The 13,764-nt window shown below is 71.0% G+C and carries 13 protein-coding genes; 7 read left to right on the top strand and 6 right to left on the bottom strand.

What is annotated here, in order from left to right:
* Positions 1-59 precede the first annotated feature (59 nt).
* Positions 60-1,454, bottom strand: a complete 1,395-nt coding sequence (locus FXO23_RS22525) for a neutral zinc metallopeptidase (protein WP_158887383.1) — start codon at positions 1,452-1,454, stop codon at positions 60-62.
* Between the two features lie 101 nt (positions 1,455-1,555).
* Between FXO23_RS22525 and glgP the strand changes: the two genes are divergently transcribed.
* Positions 1,556-4,126 (top strand): alpha-glucan family phosphorylase, encoded by a 2,571-nt coding sequence (gene glgP / locus FXO23_RS22530; protein ID WP_158887384.1) that lies wholly within the window; start codon positions 1,556-1,558, stop codon positions 4,124-4,126.
* A gap of 1 nt (position 4,127) precedes the next feature.
* On the opposite strand, the gene FXO23_RS22535 is transcribed toward glgP, so the two are convergent.
* Together FXO23_RS22535 and FXO23_RS22540 are read right to left on the bottom strand one after the other, a co-directional pair.
* Positions 4,128-4,520 (bottom strand): rhodanese-like domain-containing protein, encoded by a 393-nt coding sequence (locus FXO23_RS22535; protein WP_158887385.1) that lies wholly within the window; start codon positions 4,518-4,520, stop codon positions 4,128-4,130.
* A complete protein-coding gene (locus tag FXO23_RS22540; RefSeq protein WP_158887386.1) occupies positions 4,517-5,062 on the bottom strand; it encodes a cysteine dioxygenase in 546 nt (181 codons plus the stop codon). Before FXO23_RS22540 ends, FXO23_RS22535 begins: the two co-directional genes overlap by 4 nt.
* Positions 5,063-5,423: 361 nt before the next feature.
* On the opposite strand from FXO23_RS22540, the gene FXO23_RS22545 reads away from it, so the two are divergent.
* From FXO23_RS22545 to FXO23_RS22565, 5 genes are all read left to right on the top strand, one after another.
* Complete coding sequence (locus tag FXO23_RS22545) at positions 5,424-6,236, top strand: ABC transporter ATP-binding protein (RefSeq protein WP_158887387.1); 813 nt, start codon at positions 5,424-5,426, stop codon at positions 6,234-6,236.
* Between the two features lie 59 nt (positions 6,237-6,295).
* On the top strand, positions 6,296-7,075 hold the full coding sequence (locus FXO23_RS22550) for an enoyl-CoA hydratase/isomerase family protein (RefSeq protein WP_158887388.1): 780 nt from the start codon (positions 6,296-6,298) through the stop codon (positions 7,073-7,075).
* A gap of 7 nt (positions 7,076-7,082) precedes the next feature.
* Positions 7,083-8,057, top strand: coding sequence for a class I SAM-dependent methyltransferase (locus tag FXO23_RS22555; RefSeq protein ID WP_158887389.1), 975 nt, complete (start codon positions 7,083-7,085; stop codon positions 8,055-8,057).
* Positions 8,058-9,236: a class I SAM-dependent methyltransferase gene (locus tag FXO23_RS22560; protein ID WP_158887390.1), complete on the top strand. Its 1,179-nt coding sequence runs from the start codon at positions 8,058-8,060 to the stop codon at positions 9,234-9,236.
* A gap of 100 nt (positions 9,237-9,336) precedes the next feature.
* Positions 9,337-10,098, top strand: a complete 762-nt coding sequence (locus tag FXO23_RS22565) for an HAD family acid phosphatase (RefSeq protein ID WP_158887391.1) — start codon at positions 9,337-9,339, stop codon at positions 10,096-10,098.
* A gap of 88 nt (positions 10,099-10,186) precedes the next feature.
* Here the strand turns inward: FXO23_RS22565 and FXO23_RS22570 are convergent, their stop codons facing one another.
* On the bottom strand, positions 10,187-11,158 hold the full coding sequence (locus FXO23_RS22570; RefSeq protein ID WP_158887392.1) for a chitinase: 972 nt from the start codon (positions 11,156-11,158) through the stop codon (positions 10,187-10,189).
* 409 nt (positions 11,159-11,567) lie between these two features.
* Positions 11,568-12,260, bottom strand: a complete 693-nt coding sequence (locus tag FXO23_RS22575; protein WP_158887393.1) for a TetR/AcrR family transcriptional regulator — start codon at positions 12,258-12,260, stop codon at positions 11,568-11,570.
* Positions 12,261-12,321: 61 nt separating this feature from the next.
* Here FXO23_RS22575 and FXO23_RS22580 point away from each other — a divergent pair, with 61 nt between their 5' ends.
* A complete protein-coding gene (locus FXO23_RS22580) occupies positions 12,322-13,146 on the top strand; it encodes a thioesterase family protein (protein ID WP_158887394.1) in 825 nt (274 codons plus the stop codon).
* A gap of 10 nt (positions 13,147-13,156) precedes the next feature.
* On the opposite strand, the gene FXO23_RS22585 is transcribed toward FXO23_RS22580, so the two are convergent.
* Positions 13,157-13,756 carry a TetR/AcrR family transcriptional regulator gene (locus FXO23_RS22585; protein ID WP_158887395.1) on the bottom strand — a complete coding sequence of 200 codons (600 nt, stop codon included), beginning with the start codon at positions 13,754-13,756 and terminating at the stop codon, positions 13,157-13,159.
* Positions 13,757-13,764 lie beyond the last annotated feature (8 nt).

The following is a 13,764-nucleotide window of genomic DNA, read 5'->3' on the forward strand; positions in this document are numbered from 1 at the left end:
ACAAATACTTGACGGAGGGCACCCTACAGAGTGCGGCGCGGGCGCACCCGCCACTTGGCCTAACTCAGCCCGCAGGCGGGATCGGCGCCGGTCACACCGGTGCGGAACGCGGAAACCCGGTCGAATCCCGACGGGATCGACCCGCCCTCGGTGTCCCGGGCCGGATCGTCGTAGGCGAGCAGCGCCTGGACCGCCTCGTCCAGGTCGCCCGGGGACAGCGCGAACTCGCGTTGCGGCTTCAGCAGCGATCCGGTGTACGCCCCGGCCAGGCACAGGATCTGGCGCCGGGTCTCCTCCCCGGCGAGCGGACGTTCCAGCGCGTGCAGCACACCGAGCGCGTACCGGGTGGCCAGTTCGGTCCCGCTGCCGAAGTCGCCGATGCTCGCGTGCAGTTCGGGGAGCACGGGGCCGGTCGTCTGCACGGCGTTGGCCACCGGGCAGTAACTCGCCGCGCCCTGCTTTCCGGACGTGCACAGCGGATCGGGCACGGCGGCCTCGATCCGCGGCGGCGTCCACTGCTTGCCCAGATTGCTGAGCTCGAGCGTGAAGTGCTCCGCGAGGTCCCCGGACATCGCGGAGATCAGATCGGGCAGCGGCAGGTTCCCGCCCCGGGCCTCGTCCTCGGCGTCGCCGAACGCGCGCTGGGTGAACTCGCGGTTCTCCGCGGTGATCTTGGAGCACAGTTCGGGGCCCTGGTCATAGCCGTCCTGGAAGGCGGAGACCCGGTCGAACGCGTCACCGTGGGCGCGGTTGTCGGTGTTCGGGGTGCCCACCGGATCCCGGAACGTGATGAGCGCGCGCAGCGCCGAATCGAGTTCGCCACGCTGGAGTTTCAGGTGCTCGGCGTGGCCGTCCACGACCCAGCGGATGAACGAGCCCGCGTAGCAGTCGGCCATCGATTCGATGACCACCCCGGGGTAGAGGTCCGGCCGCCGCCGCTCGCCGCCCCCGGTCACCCCGGTGCGCTGCTGCACGGCGTGCCCGGTTTCGTGTGCCAGCACGAGCATCACGGCCCCCGCGCCGAACCGTTCGGTGAGCACCGGGATCAGCGCCGCGCGGTCCCAGACGATCAGATCGCCGCTCGGGCAGTAGTAGGCGTTGCCCGCGATCGCGGCCGTCGATTTGCTGCACGGCGGCGGCTGGCCGCCCGCGTCCGCGGTGTCGGCGGAGAAGAACCCGCCGCGCAGCTCCTGCCACGGCGCGCCGAAGGTCCGCGGGAACGCCTGCGTCCAGTAGGCCTGGATGTCGGTGATCGCGGTGGCGGCCAGTTTGTCGATCTCGCCGCCGTCGCCGCCGTGCACGAACCCGGAATCCACCAGGGACGAGGTGCTCAGCCGGATGGCGTCGCCCACGATCGTCGAACTGGGCCCCGCGCGGCCGGGCACCGGCGCGCCGCACGCGGTCAGCGCGAGTGCCAGCAACACGAGCAGGGGAACCGGGGGCCGTCTGCACACCGGGCCATTGTGCCGGGTTTGCGCCACGGCCGGTGGGTGTTCGTCGCGTCACGCAGGCAGGGAGAACGCGCTGAGTGGATCAGGACGCTATGGTCGCTTGAATGAGAGCAATCCGCCGGTTCACCGTGCGTCCGAGCCTGCCGGAGCCGCTCAAGGGGCTCACCGCCCTGGCGACCAACCTGCGCTGGACGTGGCATCCGCCGACCCGTGACCTGTTCGCGTCGATGGACGACGAGCTGTTCCGGAGCATCCGCGACCCGCTGCGCATGCTGACCGCGGTGCCCGCGGCGCGGCTGGAACGGCTCGCCGCGGACGAGGACTTCCTGGCCCGGGCCCGGGCGGTCACCGACGATCTGGACCGCTACCTGACCGAGCCGCGGTGGTACCAGCGGCGCGCCGCCGAACTCGAGGGCCACGACAGCCGCCTGCCGTCGGCGATCGCCTACTTCTGCATGGAGTTCGGGGTCCACGAGGCGCTGCCGAACTACTCGGGCGGGCTCGGCGTGCTCGCCGGGGACCACCTCAAGGCCGCCTCCGACCTCGGCGCGCCGATGATCGGCGTCGGGCCGCTGTACCGGGCCGGGTACTTCCGGCAGTCGCTCTCGCTCGACGGCTGGCAGGTCGAGCACTACCCGGTGATCGATCCGAGCGGGCTGCCGCTGGAACCGCTGACCGAACCGGGCGGCGAACCGGTGCTCGTGCGGGTCGCGATGCCCGGCGGCCGGGAACTGCGCGCGCAGGTGTGGCAGGCCCGGGTCGGCCGGATTCCGTTGCTGCTGCTGGACACCGACATCGACGACAACGACGAGGACCTGCGCGGGGTCACCGACCGGCTCTACGGCGGCGACGCGGACCACCGGATCCGGCAGGAGATCCTGGCCGGGATCGGCGGGATGCGCGCGGTCCGGCGGTACTGCGAGCTGACCGGGCATCCGCAGCCGGAGGTGTTCCACACCAACGAGGGCCACGCCGGTTTCCTCGGGCTGGAGCGCGCCCGCGAGATCATCCAGGCGAACGGGCTGGGCTTCGACGAGGTGCTGTCCGCGGTGCGCGCGGGCACGGTGTTCACCACGCACACCCCGGTCCCCGCCGGGATCGACCGGTTCCCCGTCGATCTGGTCCAGCGGTACTTCGGCGACGGTCGGCTGCTGCCGGACATCGACGTGCGCCGGGTGCTCGCGCTGGGCGCCGAGGACAACCCCGGCATGTTCAACATGGCGCACATGGGGCTGCGGCTCGCGCAGCGGGCGAACGGCGTGTCCGCGCTGCACGGCCGGGTCTCGCGGCGGATGTTCGCGCGGCTGTGGCCCGGTTTCGACCACGACGAGGTGCCGGTTTCCGCGGTCACCAACGGGGTGCACGGGCCGACCTGGGTGGCGCGCGAGATGCGGGCGCTGCTCGGCGGCGCCGAGGCCGAATGGGGCGACGACGACGGTGACGGGCTGGGCCGCGTCCGCGCGCAGGTGAGCGACGAGCAGTTGTGGGCGCTGCGCCGGGATCTGCGGCAGAAACTGGTGAGCGAGGTGCGGCGGCGGGTCCGCGCGGCCTGGCTGCAGCGGGGCGCGTCCGCGCTCGAGCTCGGCTGGACCGACTCGGTGTTCGATCCGGACGTGCTGACCGTCGGCTTCGCGCGGCGGGTGCCCACGTACAAGCGGCTCACCCTGATGCTGCGGGATCCCGAGCGGCTGCGCGCGCTGCTGCTGGACCCCAAGCGGCCGATCCAGGTCGTGGTCGCGGGCAAATCGCATCCGGCCGACGAGGGCGGCAAGGCGCTGATCCAGCAGATCGTCCGGTTCGTCGACGATCCGGAGGTCCGGCACCGGATCGTCTTCCTGCCCGACTACGACATGTCGATGGCGCGGTACCTGTACCGGGGCTGCGACGTCTGGTTGAACAATCCCACAAGACCACTTGAGGCCTGTGGAACTTCCGGAATGAAGTCCGCGCTGAACGGCGGGCTGAACCTGTCGATCCGCGACGGCTGGTGGGACGAGTACTACGACGGCAGCAACGGCTGGGCCATCCCGACCGCGGACGGCATCACCGATCCGCTGCGCCGGGACGATCTGGAGGCCGCCGCGCTGTACGACCTGCTCGGCCAGCAGGTGGCGCCGCTGTTCTACGACCGCAACGGCTCCGATGTGCCCGAGGGCTGGATGTCCATGGTCTGGCACACGCTGAACACGCTCGGCCCGCGCGTGCAGGCGTCGCGGATGGTGCGGGAGTACGTGGAGTCGCACTACGGGCCCGCGGCCACCCTGGTGGCGGCCGCGACCGGCGATGGTTACGCGGGTGCGCGGTCGCTTTCGGAGTACCGGCGGCGGGTCGACATCGCGTGGAACCGGCTGCGGATCTTCGACACCGAGTTGACCGTGGAGGCGCCGGAGTCGCTGGTCGTCGGCAACGAGGTGCGGGTGCGGGCCCGGGTCGACCTGGCCGGACTGGAACCGTCCGATGTGGACGTTCAGGCCGTGGTGGGCCGGGTCGGGGACACCGATGACCTGCACGAGCCGGTGACCGTGCCGATGGTGCGGACCGGGATCGGCGAGTTCAGCGCTTCCCTGAAGCTGCCGCACGCGGGGTCGCTCGGCTACACGGTCCGGGTGCTGCCCAAGCACCCCCTCCTCGCCACCCCCGCCGAGTTGGGCAAGGTCATCCTCGCCGGAAGCTAGGTCAGGGAACCGCCGGGGTGCCGCCGGGTCGGGTGGGGAGCCCGGCGGCGCGCCAGGCGCGGTAGCCGCCGATCAGGTCGGTCGCCCGGGCCAGGCCGAGGCGTTTCAGGTTGGCGGCGGCGAGGCTGGAGGCGTAGCCCTCGTTGCACACCACGACGACCGCCAGGTCCGCCCGCACCTCGGGCAACCGGTGCTCGCTCGCCGGGTCGAGCCGCCACTCCAGGTGGATGCGCTCCACCGGCACCGCGCCCGGGATCTCGCCCTCGGCCGCCCGGTTCGCGTGCGGGCGGATGTCCACGATCAGCCCGCCCGCGGCCTGGAGTTCCCGCGCCCGCGCCGGATCCGCTCGGTCCAAAGTGGACCGAGCGGCGGCGAGGACGTCCTCGATGCTCACTGGTGGGCCAGGGCGGGGAGCGGCGGGATCTCGGCGGGAACGTCGTGCAGGGTCGTGTACTCGCGGGTCGGCACGAGCGGCGGCGAGTACGCGTGCACGCTCGCCGAACGCGTCCCGGCGGCGCCGATCACCTGGTGCGCTCGGCCCGCGCCGAACCCGATCCCGTCGCCCGCGAAGTGCTGCCGCCGCCGGATCGGCCCGCCCGGGTACCGGTACTCCTCGGTCAGCTCGCCCTGCAGCACCGTGAACGAGCCGGCCGCGCCGCCGTGGTCGTGCGGCTTCGTGTGCTGGCCGGGGAGCCAGGACAGCAGCCACAGCTCGACGCCGTCGGTCAGCGCGAGCCGGGCCCACCAGCGCTGCTCCTCGTCGAAGTGGAGCAGCTCGCGCAGGGCCCCGGTGAGCTCGGCGGCCACCGTGCCGGTCAGCGAGGCCAGCTCCCGGGGCGTCCACAGTAGACGCTCGGGGTGCAGCAGGTCGGGCAGCAGGGGATCGGCGAGCTGCGGGTGGATTTCGAAGTCCGGGCGGGTGATCGACTGGGTCATGAGTGCTCCTGACACGCGACGCGAACGGAAGATCCGGCTACGCGACGCGACACGACGAACACCCTCCAGCGCCGGTGCGGCTACGCGGGTGAACGAGCGGACGTGCTCAACTGCCGTGTCGCGTCGGGATACACCCGCACGACGCGACCAGGAGCAGATCGATGGTGCGGTCACGCCAGAACCGGCCCGCCGACGCGGGCTGAGCGGTGCTCGCTGACCTGGTCACGCTTCGGATACTGCCACAACCGCGCGCCCGCGCGGGCGTGATCCCACGCACTGGTACGCCCGTGCGACCAGCCCCGATCCCCGCTGGACGGGGTGCCGTCGCGACAGGGCCGGAGCCACTCGACACAATGGGGCCGTGAGCGAGCTGACGCAGCCAAACGACCTTGACGATCTCGTGGTGCGGATGGCCGGTGTCGGAGTCCGCCGGGGGAACAACCACCTCCTCGCCGGACTCGACTGGGCGGTGGAGCTGGACGAGCGGTGGGTGGTGCTGGGCCCGAACGGCGCCGGCAAGACCACCCTGCTCCGGCTGGCCGCCGCCGAGCTGCATCCGACCACCGGCACCGTGCACCTGCTCGGCGAGCAGCTGGGCCGGGTGGACATCTTCGAGCTGCGTCCGCGGATCGGCTTCACCTCGGCGGCCCTGGCCGGTCGTGTCCCCGGTGAGGAGCTCGTCCGCGATGTCGTGGTCAGCGCCGGGTACGCGGTGCTCGGCCGGTGGCGCGAGTCCTACGACCACGTCGACCTCGACCGGGCGGAGGAGCTGCTCGGCGCGCTCGGCGTCCAGCACCTGGCCGAGCGGACCTTCGGCACCCTGTCCGAGGGGGAGCGCAAGCGCACGCTGATCGCCCGCTCGCTGATGACCGATCCGGAGATGCTGCTGCTCGACGAGCCCGCCGCCGGGTTGGACCTCGGCGGCCGCGAGGACCTCGTCGCGCGCCTGTCCGCCTTGGCGCTGGATCCCGACGCCCCGGCCATGGTGCTGGTGACCCACCACGTCGAGGAGATCCCGCCGGGGTTCACCCACGCGCTGTTGCTGCGCGAGGGGCAGGTGGTCGTCGCCGGACTCGTCGACGACGTGCTGACCAGCGAGAACCTGTCCAAGACGTTCGACCAGGACCTCCTGCTCGAGCGTTCGGGTGATCGTTACTTCGCCCGCCGCCGGTAACGTGTTCTACCGAGCGGTAACCTTCGATGAGCATCGGCGCGGTCAAAGGAGGACTGAGCGTGGGAGAGTTCGTAACCCTTGAGGTCGAGGCCGGGGTCGGCACGATCCGGCTGGACCGCCCGCCGGTCAACGCCCTGAACAACCAGGTGCAGGCCGAACTCGCCGAGGCCGCGAAGGAGGCGACCGAGCGCGCCGACGTGCGCGCGGTGATCCTCTATGGCGGCGAGAAGACGTTCGCGGGCGGCGCCGACATCAAGGAGATGGCCGCGCGGTCCTACGTCGAGATGCGCACCTTCGGCGCGGCGCTGTCGGCTTCGCTGAGCCGGTTGGCCGCGATCCCCAAGCCGACCGTCGCCGCGATCACCGGGTACGCGCTCGGCGGCGGGCTCGAGCTCGCGCTCACCGCCGACTACCGGGTGGCCGGGGACAACGTCAAGGTCGGCCAGCCGGAGATCCAGCTCGGCATCATCCCGGGCGCCGGCGGCACGCAGCGGCTGGCCCGGCTGATCGGGCCGAGCAAGGCCAAGGACCTGGTCTACACCGGCCGGTTCGTGAAGGCCGAGGAGGCGCTCGCCCTCGGCATCGTCGACCAGGTGGTGGCGCCGGACGACGTGTACTCCGCCGCGCACAAGTGGGCCGCGCAGTTCGCGGAGGGCCCGGCGGTCGCGCTCGCGGCCGCGAAGGCGGCGATCGACGGCGGCCTCGACGTGGACCTGGCCAACGGGCTGAAGCTGGAGACCCAGCTGTTCACCGCGCTCTGGGCGACCGAGGACCAGGCGAACGGCATGCAGTCGTTCATCGACAACGGGCCGGGCAAGGCCACCTTCGAAGGGAAGTGAGGGCGCGATGACCGAGGTGAATCCGGCTCCGCACCCGCACGCCACCGCCGAGGAGGTGGAGGCCGCCTACCGCGACCCGAAGCTGGCCAACGTGCTCTACCACGACTGGGAGGCCGGCACCTACGACGAGAAGTGGTCGATCTCCTACGACGAGCGCTGCATCTCGTATGCCACGGACGTGTTCAACGCGGTCGCGGGCGAGGACGGGCAGCCCTACCCGACCGCGATGGAACTGGGCAGCGGCACCGGGTTCTTCCTGCTGAACCTGATGCAGGGCGGGGTGATCAAGAAGGGTTCGGTCACCGACCTCTCGCCGGGCATGGTCGAGGTCGCCCTGCGCAACGCCGAGAAGCTCGGCCTGGACGTGGACGGCCGCGTCGCGGACGCCGAGCGGATTCCCTACGACGACAACACTTTCGACCTGGTCGTCGGGCATGCCGTGCTGCACCACATCCCGGACGTCCCGGCGGCGTTCCGCGAGGTGCTGCGGGTGCTCAAGCCCGGCGGGCGATTCGTCTTCGCGGGCGAGCCTACGAAGATCGGCGACTTCTACGCGCGGCGGCTCGGGCAGCTGACCTGGTGGCTGACCACGAACCTCACCAAACTGCCCGCCTTGCGGGGCTGGCGCCGCCCGCAGGAGGAGCTCGACGAGTCCTCGCGCGCGGCGGCGCTCGAGGCGGTCGTCGACATCCACACGTTCGACCCCTCGGATCTGGAGCGCAAGGCGCTGGGCGCGGGCGCGGTGGACGTGCGCGCGGTCACCGAGGAGTTCTCCGCGGCGCTGCTGGGCTGGCCGATCCGGACGTTCGAGGCCGCGGTGCCGCAGGAGAAGCTCACCGTGGCGTGGCGGCTGTTCGCCTACAAGGCGTGGCTGCGACTGTCCGCTTTGGACAAGAAGCTGCTGGCGAAGGTGTTGCCGCGCGAGCTGTTCTACAACGTGATGATCACCGGCGTGAAGCCACCGGCGAGGGTTGAGTTGTAGTTGCCGTACGCGTTCTCGCTGGACGACGTCGCCTTCCTGCGCTCGGCGGAAGGCAGGCGGGCGCTGGACGAGTGCTACACGCTGGGCCTCACCGAGTCGACGCGGGTCCGGGACGTCGCGACCGCGCGGCGGGTGGTGGGCGAGCGGTACGCGGCCGCGGTGATCGAGACCGTGGTGCTGCGCCGCCGCGCCCGCGCGAAGCTGGACGCCGCGGACGACTGGCTGTTCACCGGGGACGCGCTGCAGCAGGCGAGTGCCTCCCCGGTGGCGCGGCACCGCGCGGACCGGCTGGCCGGGCGGGACGTGCACGACGTGACCTGCTCGGTCGGCGCGGATCTGGTCGAGCTGGCGCGGGCCGCCCGGCGGTGCGTGGGGTCCGATGTGGACGCGGTGCGGGTGGCGATGGCGCGGCACAACTGCGCGCGGGCGGGGGTGGAACCCGCGGTGCTGCGGGCCGACGCGCTGCGCCCGACGAGCGTGGACACCGTGGCGGTGGCCGATCCGGCGCGCCGGGACGCCTCGGGCAAACGGGTGTGGCGGCCGGGAGATTTCGTGCCGTCGCTGGACGAACTGGCGGCGGTGTACGCGCGCGGGGACCTGGTGGTGAAATGCGCGCCGGGGATCGATCCGGCCGTGGCGCCGTGGGCGGGCGAGATCGAGCTGGTGTCGTGGGACGGGCAGGTGCGCGAGGCGTGCCTGTGGAGCCGCGGGCTGGCCACCGTGACGCGGCGGGCGACCGTGCTGCGCACGGGGAGTCGCATGTGGACGATCACCGACGCGGAGCCCGATGACGCGGGCGTCGGCCCGGTCGGCGAGTGGATCGTGGATCCGGACGGTGCGGTGGTGCGGGCCGGGCTGGTCCGGCACTACGCGGCGCGGTACGGGTTGTGGCAGCTGGACGAGCGGATCGCATACCTGACCGGGGACCGGCCGCCGGTGGGAATCCGCGCCTTTCGCGTGCTGGAGCACGGGAGTTTCCACGAGAAGTCGCTGCGCGCGGTGCTGAAGCGGCGGGGGATCGGCCGCCTGGAGATCCTGGTGCGGGGCCTGAGCGTCGATCCGGACGCACTGCGGAAACGGCTGAAGCCGAAGGGCGACGGCGAGGCGACCGTGGTGCTGGCCCGGGTCGGGCGGGGCGCGGCCGCCTATGTCTGCCGCGCCGAGGTGATCAGCCGCTAGAATTCCGGGCGAACCGTCCAAATCGGACCGATCGGGTGGAGTCCGCCGGGGTCGCCGTCTAGGTTCTGCGCGGTATGTTTACGCACTGAGGGGAGATTCCATGTTCCGCGTTCCCGGTCTGCTCAAACTCGCCGCGGCGGCGGCCGTCGGCGCGACGATCGCCGGTGGCGCCACGGCGCTGGCCACCCAGGACGACGCCGCCCGCGCGCACCGGGAACCGGCGAACCTCGGTCAGGTCAAGAACGACGTGCGGGCGTACTACGGGGACTACCTCGACGCGGCCGGTAAGCACCACCACTCCGAGACGAGCCAGTGGGCGAAGGAAACGGCCAAGCAGGTGACCGGTGCGAAGGCGTACCTGGCGCGGCGGCTCGCCGACGGGGTCAAGAACCCGGCGATCGTGCTGGACATCGACGACACCTCGGAGATCACCTACGGGTGGGAGGCGGACAACGACTTCGGTTTCGACCCGGTCAAGCAGGAGCAGGCGATCAACGCCGGGACGTTCCAGCCGATCAAGCCGACCCTGGAACTGGCGAACTGGGCGGCGCGGCGGGGGGTCCGGGTCTACTTCCTGACCGGACGCAAGGAGCACCAGGGCCCGGCGTCGCTGAAGAACCTGGCGAACGAGGGCTACCCGGCCCCGGCCGAAGCGTTCTTCAAGCCGGAGACCAAGGCGCCCGAGTACCTGCCGTGCGGGCTGACCTGCGACACGATCCAGTACAAGTCCGGAACGCGGGCGCACATCGCGGCGCAGGGCAGCGCCATCGTCCTCAACCTCGGGGACCAGTTCAGCGACCTCGAAGGCGGCTACGCCGAGCGGCCGGTGAAACTGCCCAACCCGATGTACTACCTCCCCTAGCCGAAGGCCCGCACTTTGTCGGCTAAGTGCGGTGCATGGGCCACCTCGGTCGTCGTGGTATCGCACTTAGCCGACAAAGTGCGCCGGGCTAGCCGGTGTAGGCCGCGAAGATCTTGGCGAATTCGTAGGGGCTCTGGGAGATGTTGGTGCAGCGGTACAGCGGGCCGTTGCAGGCGTTGGCGTCGCGGCCGACTTCCCAGTACGACAGCATGCCCAGGTGCACGGACTTGGCGAAGGCGACCAGGGCCGAGGCGTCCTTCTGGTAGAAGATCTCGTTGCGGGAGTCGTTCACGCCGATCATCGGGGTCACGCCGACCTTCTGCCAGGTGGCCGCGTCGGACAGGCCGAAGATCGGTTTGATCTGCGCGTGGGTCGACTTCGCCGCCTCGATCGCTTTGGCGCCCTGATCGGCCGGGCCCTGGTAGTAGTCCATCGCCATCACGTTGACCAGGTCGACGTCGACGCCCGCGTTCTTGGCCGAGCGCACGACGTTCAGCCCGTCCGCGGTGAGGCCGCTCGGGAGCACCGGCAAGGTGAGCGAGATCTTCACGCCGGGATTGTTCTTCTGCACGATGGCCAGCGCCTGCGACCGGCGTTCGACCGAGGCCGGATCGGCGACCGCCGCGCCTTCGATGTCGAGGTCGATGTACTTCAGTTGGTAGGTCTTGATCACGGCCTCGTATTCGGCGGCGGTCGCGGCGGCGCTGCCGCAGGCCTGGGCGAGTTCGATGCCCGAGGCGCCGCCGAAGGAGACCTTCACATCGCCGCCGCCCGCGCGGATCTTGGCGATTTCGTCGGACTGCCAGCCGGTTCGCGGATCGTAGGCGGCGAACCAGCTCGCCTTACAGCCGTACGAGGTGACGAAGCCGAGGGTGAACGACTTCAGGTTGCCCGACCTCGCCATGCCGGACAGGCTCGGGGTCGGCCACGCCCCCATATCGACATATGGTGCTAAAGGGATCGTGGCCACCTCGGCGGTGGCGGGTGCGGCGGCGCCGGTCGCGGCGGCCAGGGTTGCGGCGGTCAGGGCCAAGACGCGCCGGAAAGCGGAGAAAGCCATGGGAACCTCCATGGGTGCGAAGGCCGCGGGCAGGGAGTACGCGGCCCTCCCAGTGGTATAGACCACAATTGGTCTATACCACCAGCGCCCATTCGGGGTACACCGTGCTACCGGGGACCAGCGGGGTTGCCCCAGGCGGCCGGGAAATCCGGGCATGTCGCGAGATCGACCCGTTCGCTCCGCGTGCCGAGCCGGGGCTGGTGGTGGGCGAACGGGCGGCCGTGGGAGGAACCGATCACCTGGTTTCACAGGCGTCTTCCTTGTGAACCGCCGTTACACCCCAGCTCCCGGTGAACTGCGATTCCACGATCTTCGCAGTGAACCGAGTATCCGCGATCTTCCCTGTGAACCGTGGTCCCACGGTCTTCTTGGTGAATCGCCGATTCACCCACTTCTTGGTTGACCGAGTTCACGCGCGGTCGGCTGTGAACCGAGTTTTCAACCTGTCCAGCTCTGTGGTGAGTTCACGACTCGAAGGCCGGGTCTTGCGCGGTACCCGTGAAGACAGGGCGGCGCCGTACCCGGCCATCGCGATGACGTCGTAGATCCACGCGTCGAGGTCTTCCGGCCAGGGGAACGCGGGCTGGGCGATGAGCAGCGAAGCGCAGCCGTGCACCGCGGACCACAGTCCCAGGGCGAGTGTTTCGGGAGTTCCCCGCAGGACACCGGCGTGAACACAGGTCGCCACCGCATCGACTATGTACTGGAAACACGCGGAAGATGCCTGTGAAGTGGATTCACAGCCGTTTTGCCGCATCATCAGTATTCGGTACTGCACCGGGTGATCGAGGGCGAACCGGACATAGGCGTGGCCCCGCCTGCCCAGTGCGGCAAACGGATCGGCCACCCCCTCGGCGGCCGCGCGCATGCGGTTGCCCAGCTCATCCCACGCGCGCAGGCACACGGCTTCGACCAGGGCCTCCTTGTCGGCGAAGTGCAGGTACACCGACGGGGTGGTGACCCCGGCCTGCCGGGCGACGGCGCGCAGGGTCAGCGCGTCCTCGGTACCGGCCTCGATCAGCAGTTGCTCCGCCGCGCGCAGGATCTCCTCGCGCAGACGATTGCCTTCACCGGGCCGGGCCCGCACGCGTCGGGTGCTCATGGGATCAGATTGACGGCGTCAGGTTGACGGTGTCAAGCTGACCTTGCCGAAGGGAGCGAGCATGGGGACTTTCCAGGAGGCCACCGCGGTGGTGCCCCGCGGGGGCGCGGCCGGGCTGCACGAGTTCGACGCCACGTTGGACGAGCAGTGGGCGGTCGGGACGAAACTGCACGGCGGCTACCTGCTGGCGGTGCTCGGGCGGGCCGCGGCCCAGGTGACCGGGGCCGGGCATCCGCACCTCACCGCGGTGAGCGGTTCCTTCGTGCAGGCACCGGAACCCGGGCCCGCCGTGATCGCGGTGGAGGTGCTGCGGGCCGGTCGCGGTTCGACGCAGCTGCGCGCACGGCTGGCTCAGGGGAACCGGTCGTGCGCCGAAGCGTTGCTCACCCAGGGCCTGCTGAACCACGACGACGCCTGGTGGTCCGGGCTCGAGCCGGTCCAGCTCCCGGACGAGCAGGAATGTTTCCGCTCGCCCGCCGAAGCGCCGGGCGCGGGATTCCGGGTGCCGCTGATGGACGTCGTCGAGACGCGGCTGGATCCCGGCCACCTCGGGTTCGCGGTCGGCAAACCGGCAGGGAAGGGTGAGATCGCCGGGTGGCAGCGCCTCGCGAACGGCGACGACTGGGATCCGCTGAGCCTGCTCGTGGCCCTCGACCCGGTGCCGCCGGTGTCCTACGACCTCGGCATCCAGGGCTGGGCGCCGACCGTGCAGCTGTCGGCCTACCTCCGCCGCCTGCCCGCCCCCGGTCCCGTGCGGGTCCAGATGCGCGCGAACGACGTGGGCGGCGACCGGATGGACGAGGTCGCCTACGCCTGGGACAGCAAGGACCGGCTGGTCGCCCAGGCCACCCAGCTCGCCGCCGTCCGCGTCCCGGAGCGCCGGTAGCCCACCGAGTTCACCGTTCCCGGGATGCCCGCAGCCCGGTGAGGATGACGTCGAGGTTGCGGCGCCACTGGTCGGCGCCGGCGCGCAGGCCGATTGTGCGCGCACCCGGGATGACCGTGGCGAGCAGGAACGGAACGTCCTGCCACGCCACGTCCGCGCGGAGCGCGCCGGTTTCCCGCGCGCGTTCGACCAGTCGGCGGATCGCGTCGCGGAGTTTCGCCAGGGCCGGTTCCAGGCCCGGTCCGCCGTCCCCGCCGAGTGCCTCGTTGATGCCGCAGCTCGCCGTGCGCAACTGGACGTACGCATACGTAAATTCGCGGAATCCGTGCCAGGGATCGGGATCGTCCAGGGCCCGGTGCGCGAGCGCGATGATCTCGTCGACGGTGTCCAGCAAAACCGCTTCGAGGAGGGCCTCGCGCGAGGGCAGGCGCCGGTAGAACGTCCCGATGCCGACCCCGGCTCGCCGGGCGATCTCGTGCGCGGTCACCTCCACGCCGACCTCGGCGACAGCGGTGCGCGCGGCGGCGACCAGGCGTTCGACATTGCGCCGGGCGTCCGCTCGGGGGCGCGCGTCCCCGGTGAGCAGGCGTTCGACGGCGGTGATGGGCATGTGATCAC

Source organism: Amycolatopsis anabasis (assembly GCF_009765355.1).
GTDB lineage: Bacteria > Actinomycetota > Actinomycetes > Mycobacteriales > Pseudonocardiaceae > Amycolatopsis > Amycolatopsis anabasis.

Bases quoted from the DNA above. Each gene is read 5' to 3' on its own strand.
- glgP (WP_158887384.1), top strand. From the start codon at position 1,556: ATGAGAGCAATCCGCCGGTTCACCGTGCGTCCGAGCCTGCCGGAGCCG.
- FXO23_RS22540 (WP_158887386.1), bottom strand. From the start codon at position 5,062: ATGACCCAGTCGATCACCCGCCCGGACTTCGAAATCCACCCGCAGCTC.
- FXO23_RS22555 (WP_158887389.1), top strand. From the start codon at position 7,083: ATGACCGAGGTGAATCCGGCTCCGCACCCGCACGCCACCGCCGAGGAG.
- FXO23_RS22565 (WP_158887391.1), top strand. From the start codon at position 9,337: ATGTTCCGCGTTCCCGGTCTGCTCAAACTCGCCGCGGCGGCGGCCGTC.
- FXO23_RS22570 (WP_158887392.1), bottom strand. From the start codon at position 11,158: ATGGCTTTCTCCGCTTTCCGGCGCGTCTTGGCCCTGACCGCCGCAACC.
- FXO23_RS22575 (WP_158887393.1), bottom strand. From the start codon at position 12,260: ATGAGCACCCGACGCGTGCGGGCCCGGCCCGGTGAAGGCAATCGTCTG.
- FXO23_RS22580 (WP_158887394.1), top strand. From the start codon at position 12,322: ATGGGGACTTTCCAGGAGGCCACCGCGGTGGTGCCCCGCGGGGGCGCG.
- FXO23_RS22585 (WP_158887395.1), bottom strand. From the start codon at position 13,756: ATGCCCATCACCGCCGTCGAACGCCTGCTCACCGGGGACGCGCGCCCC.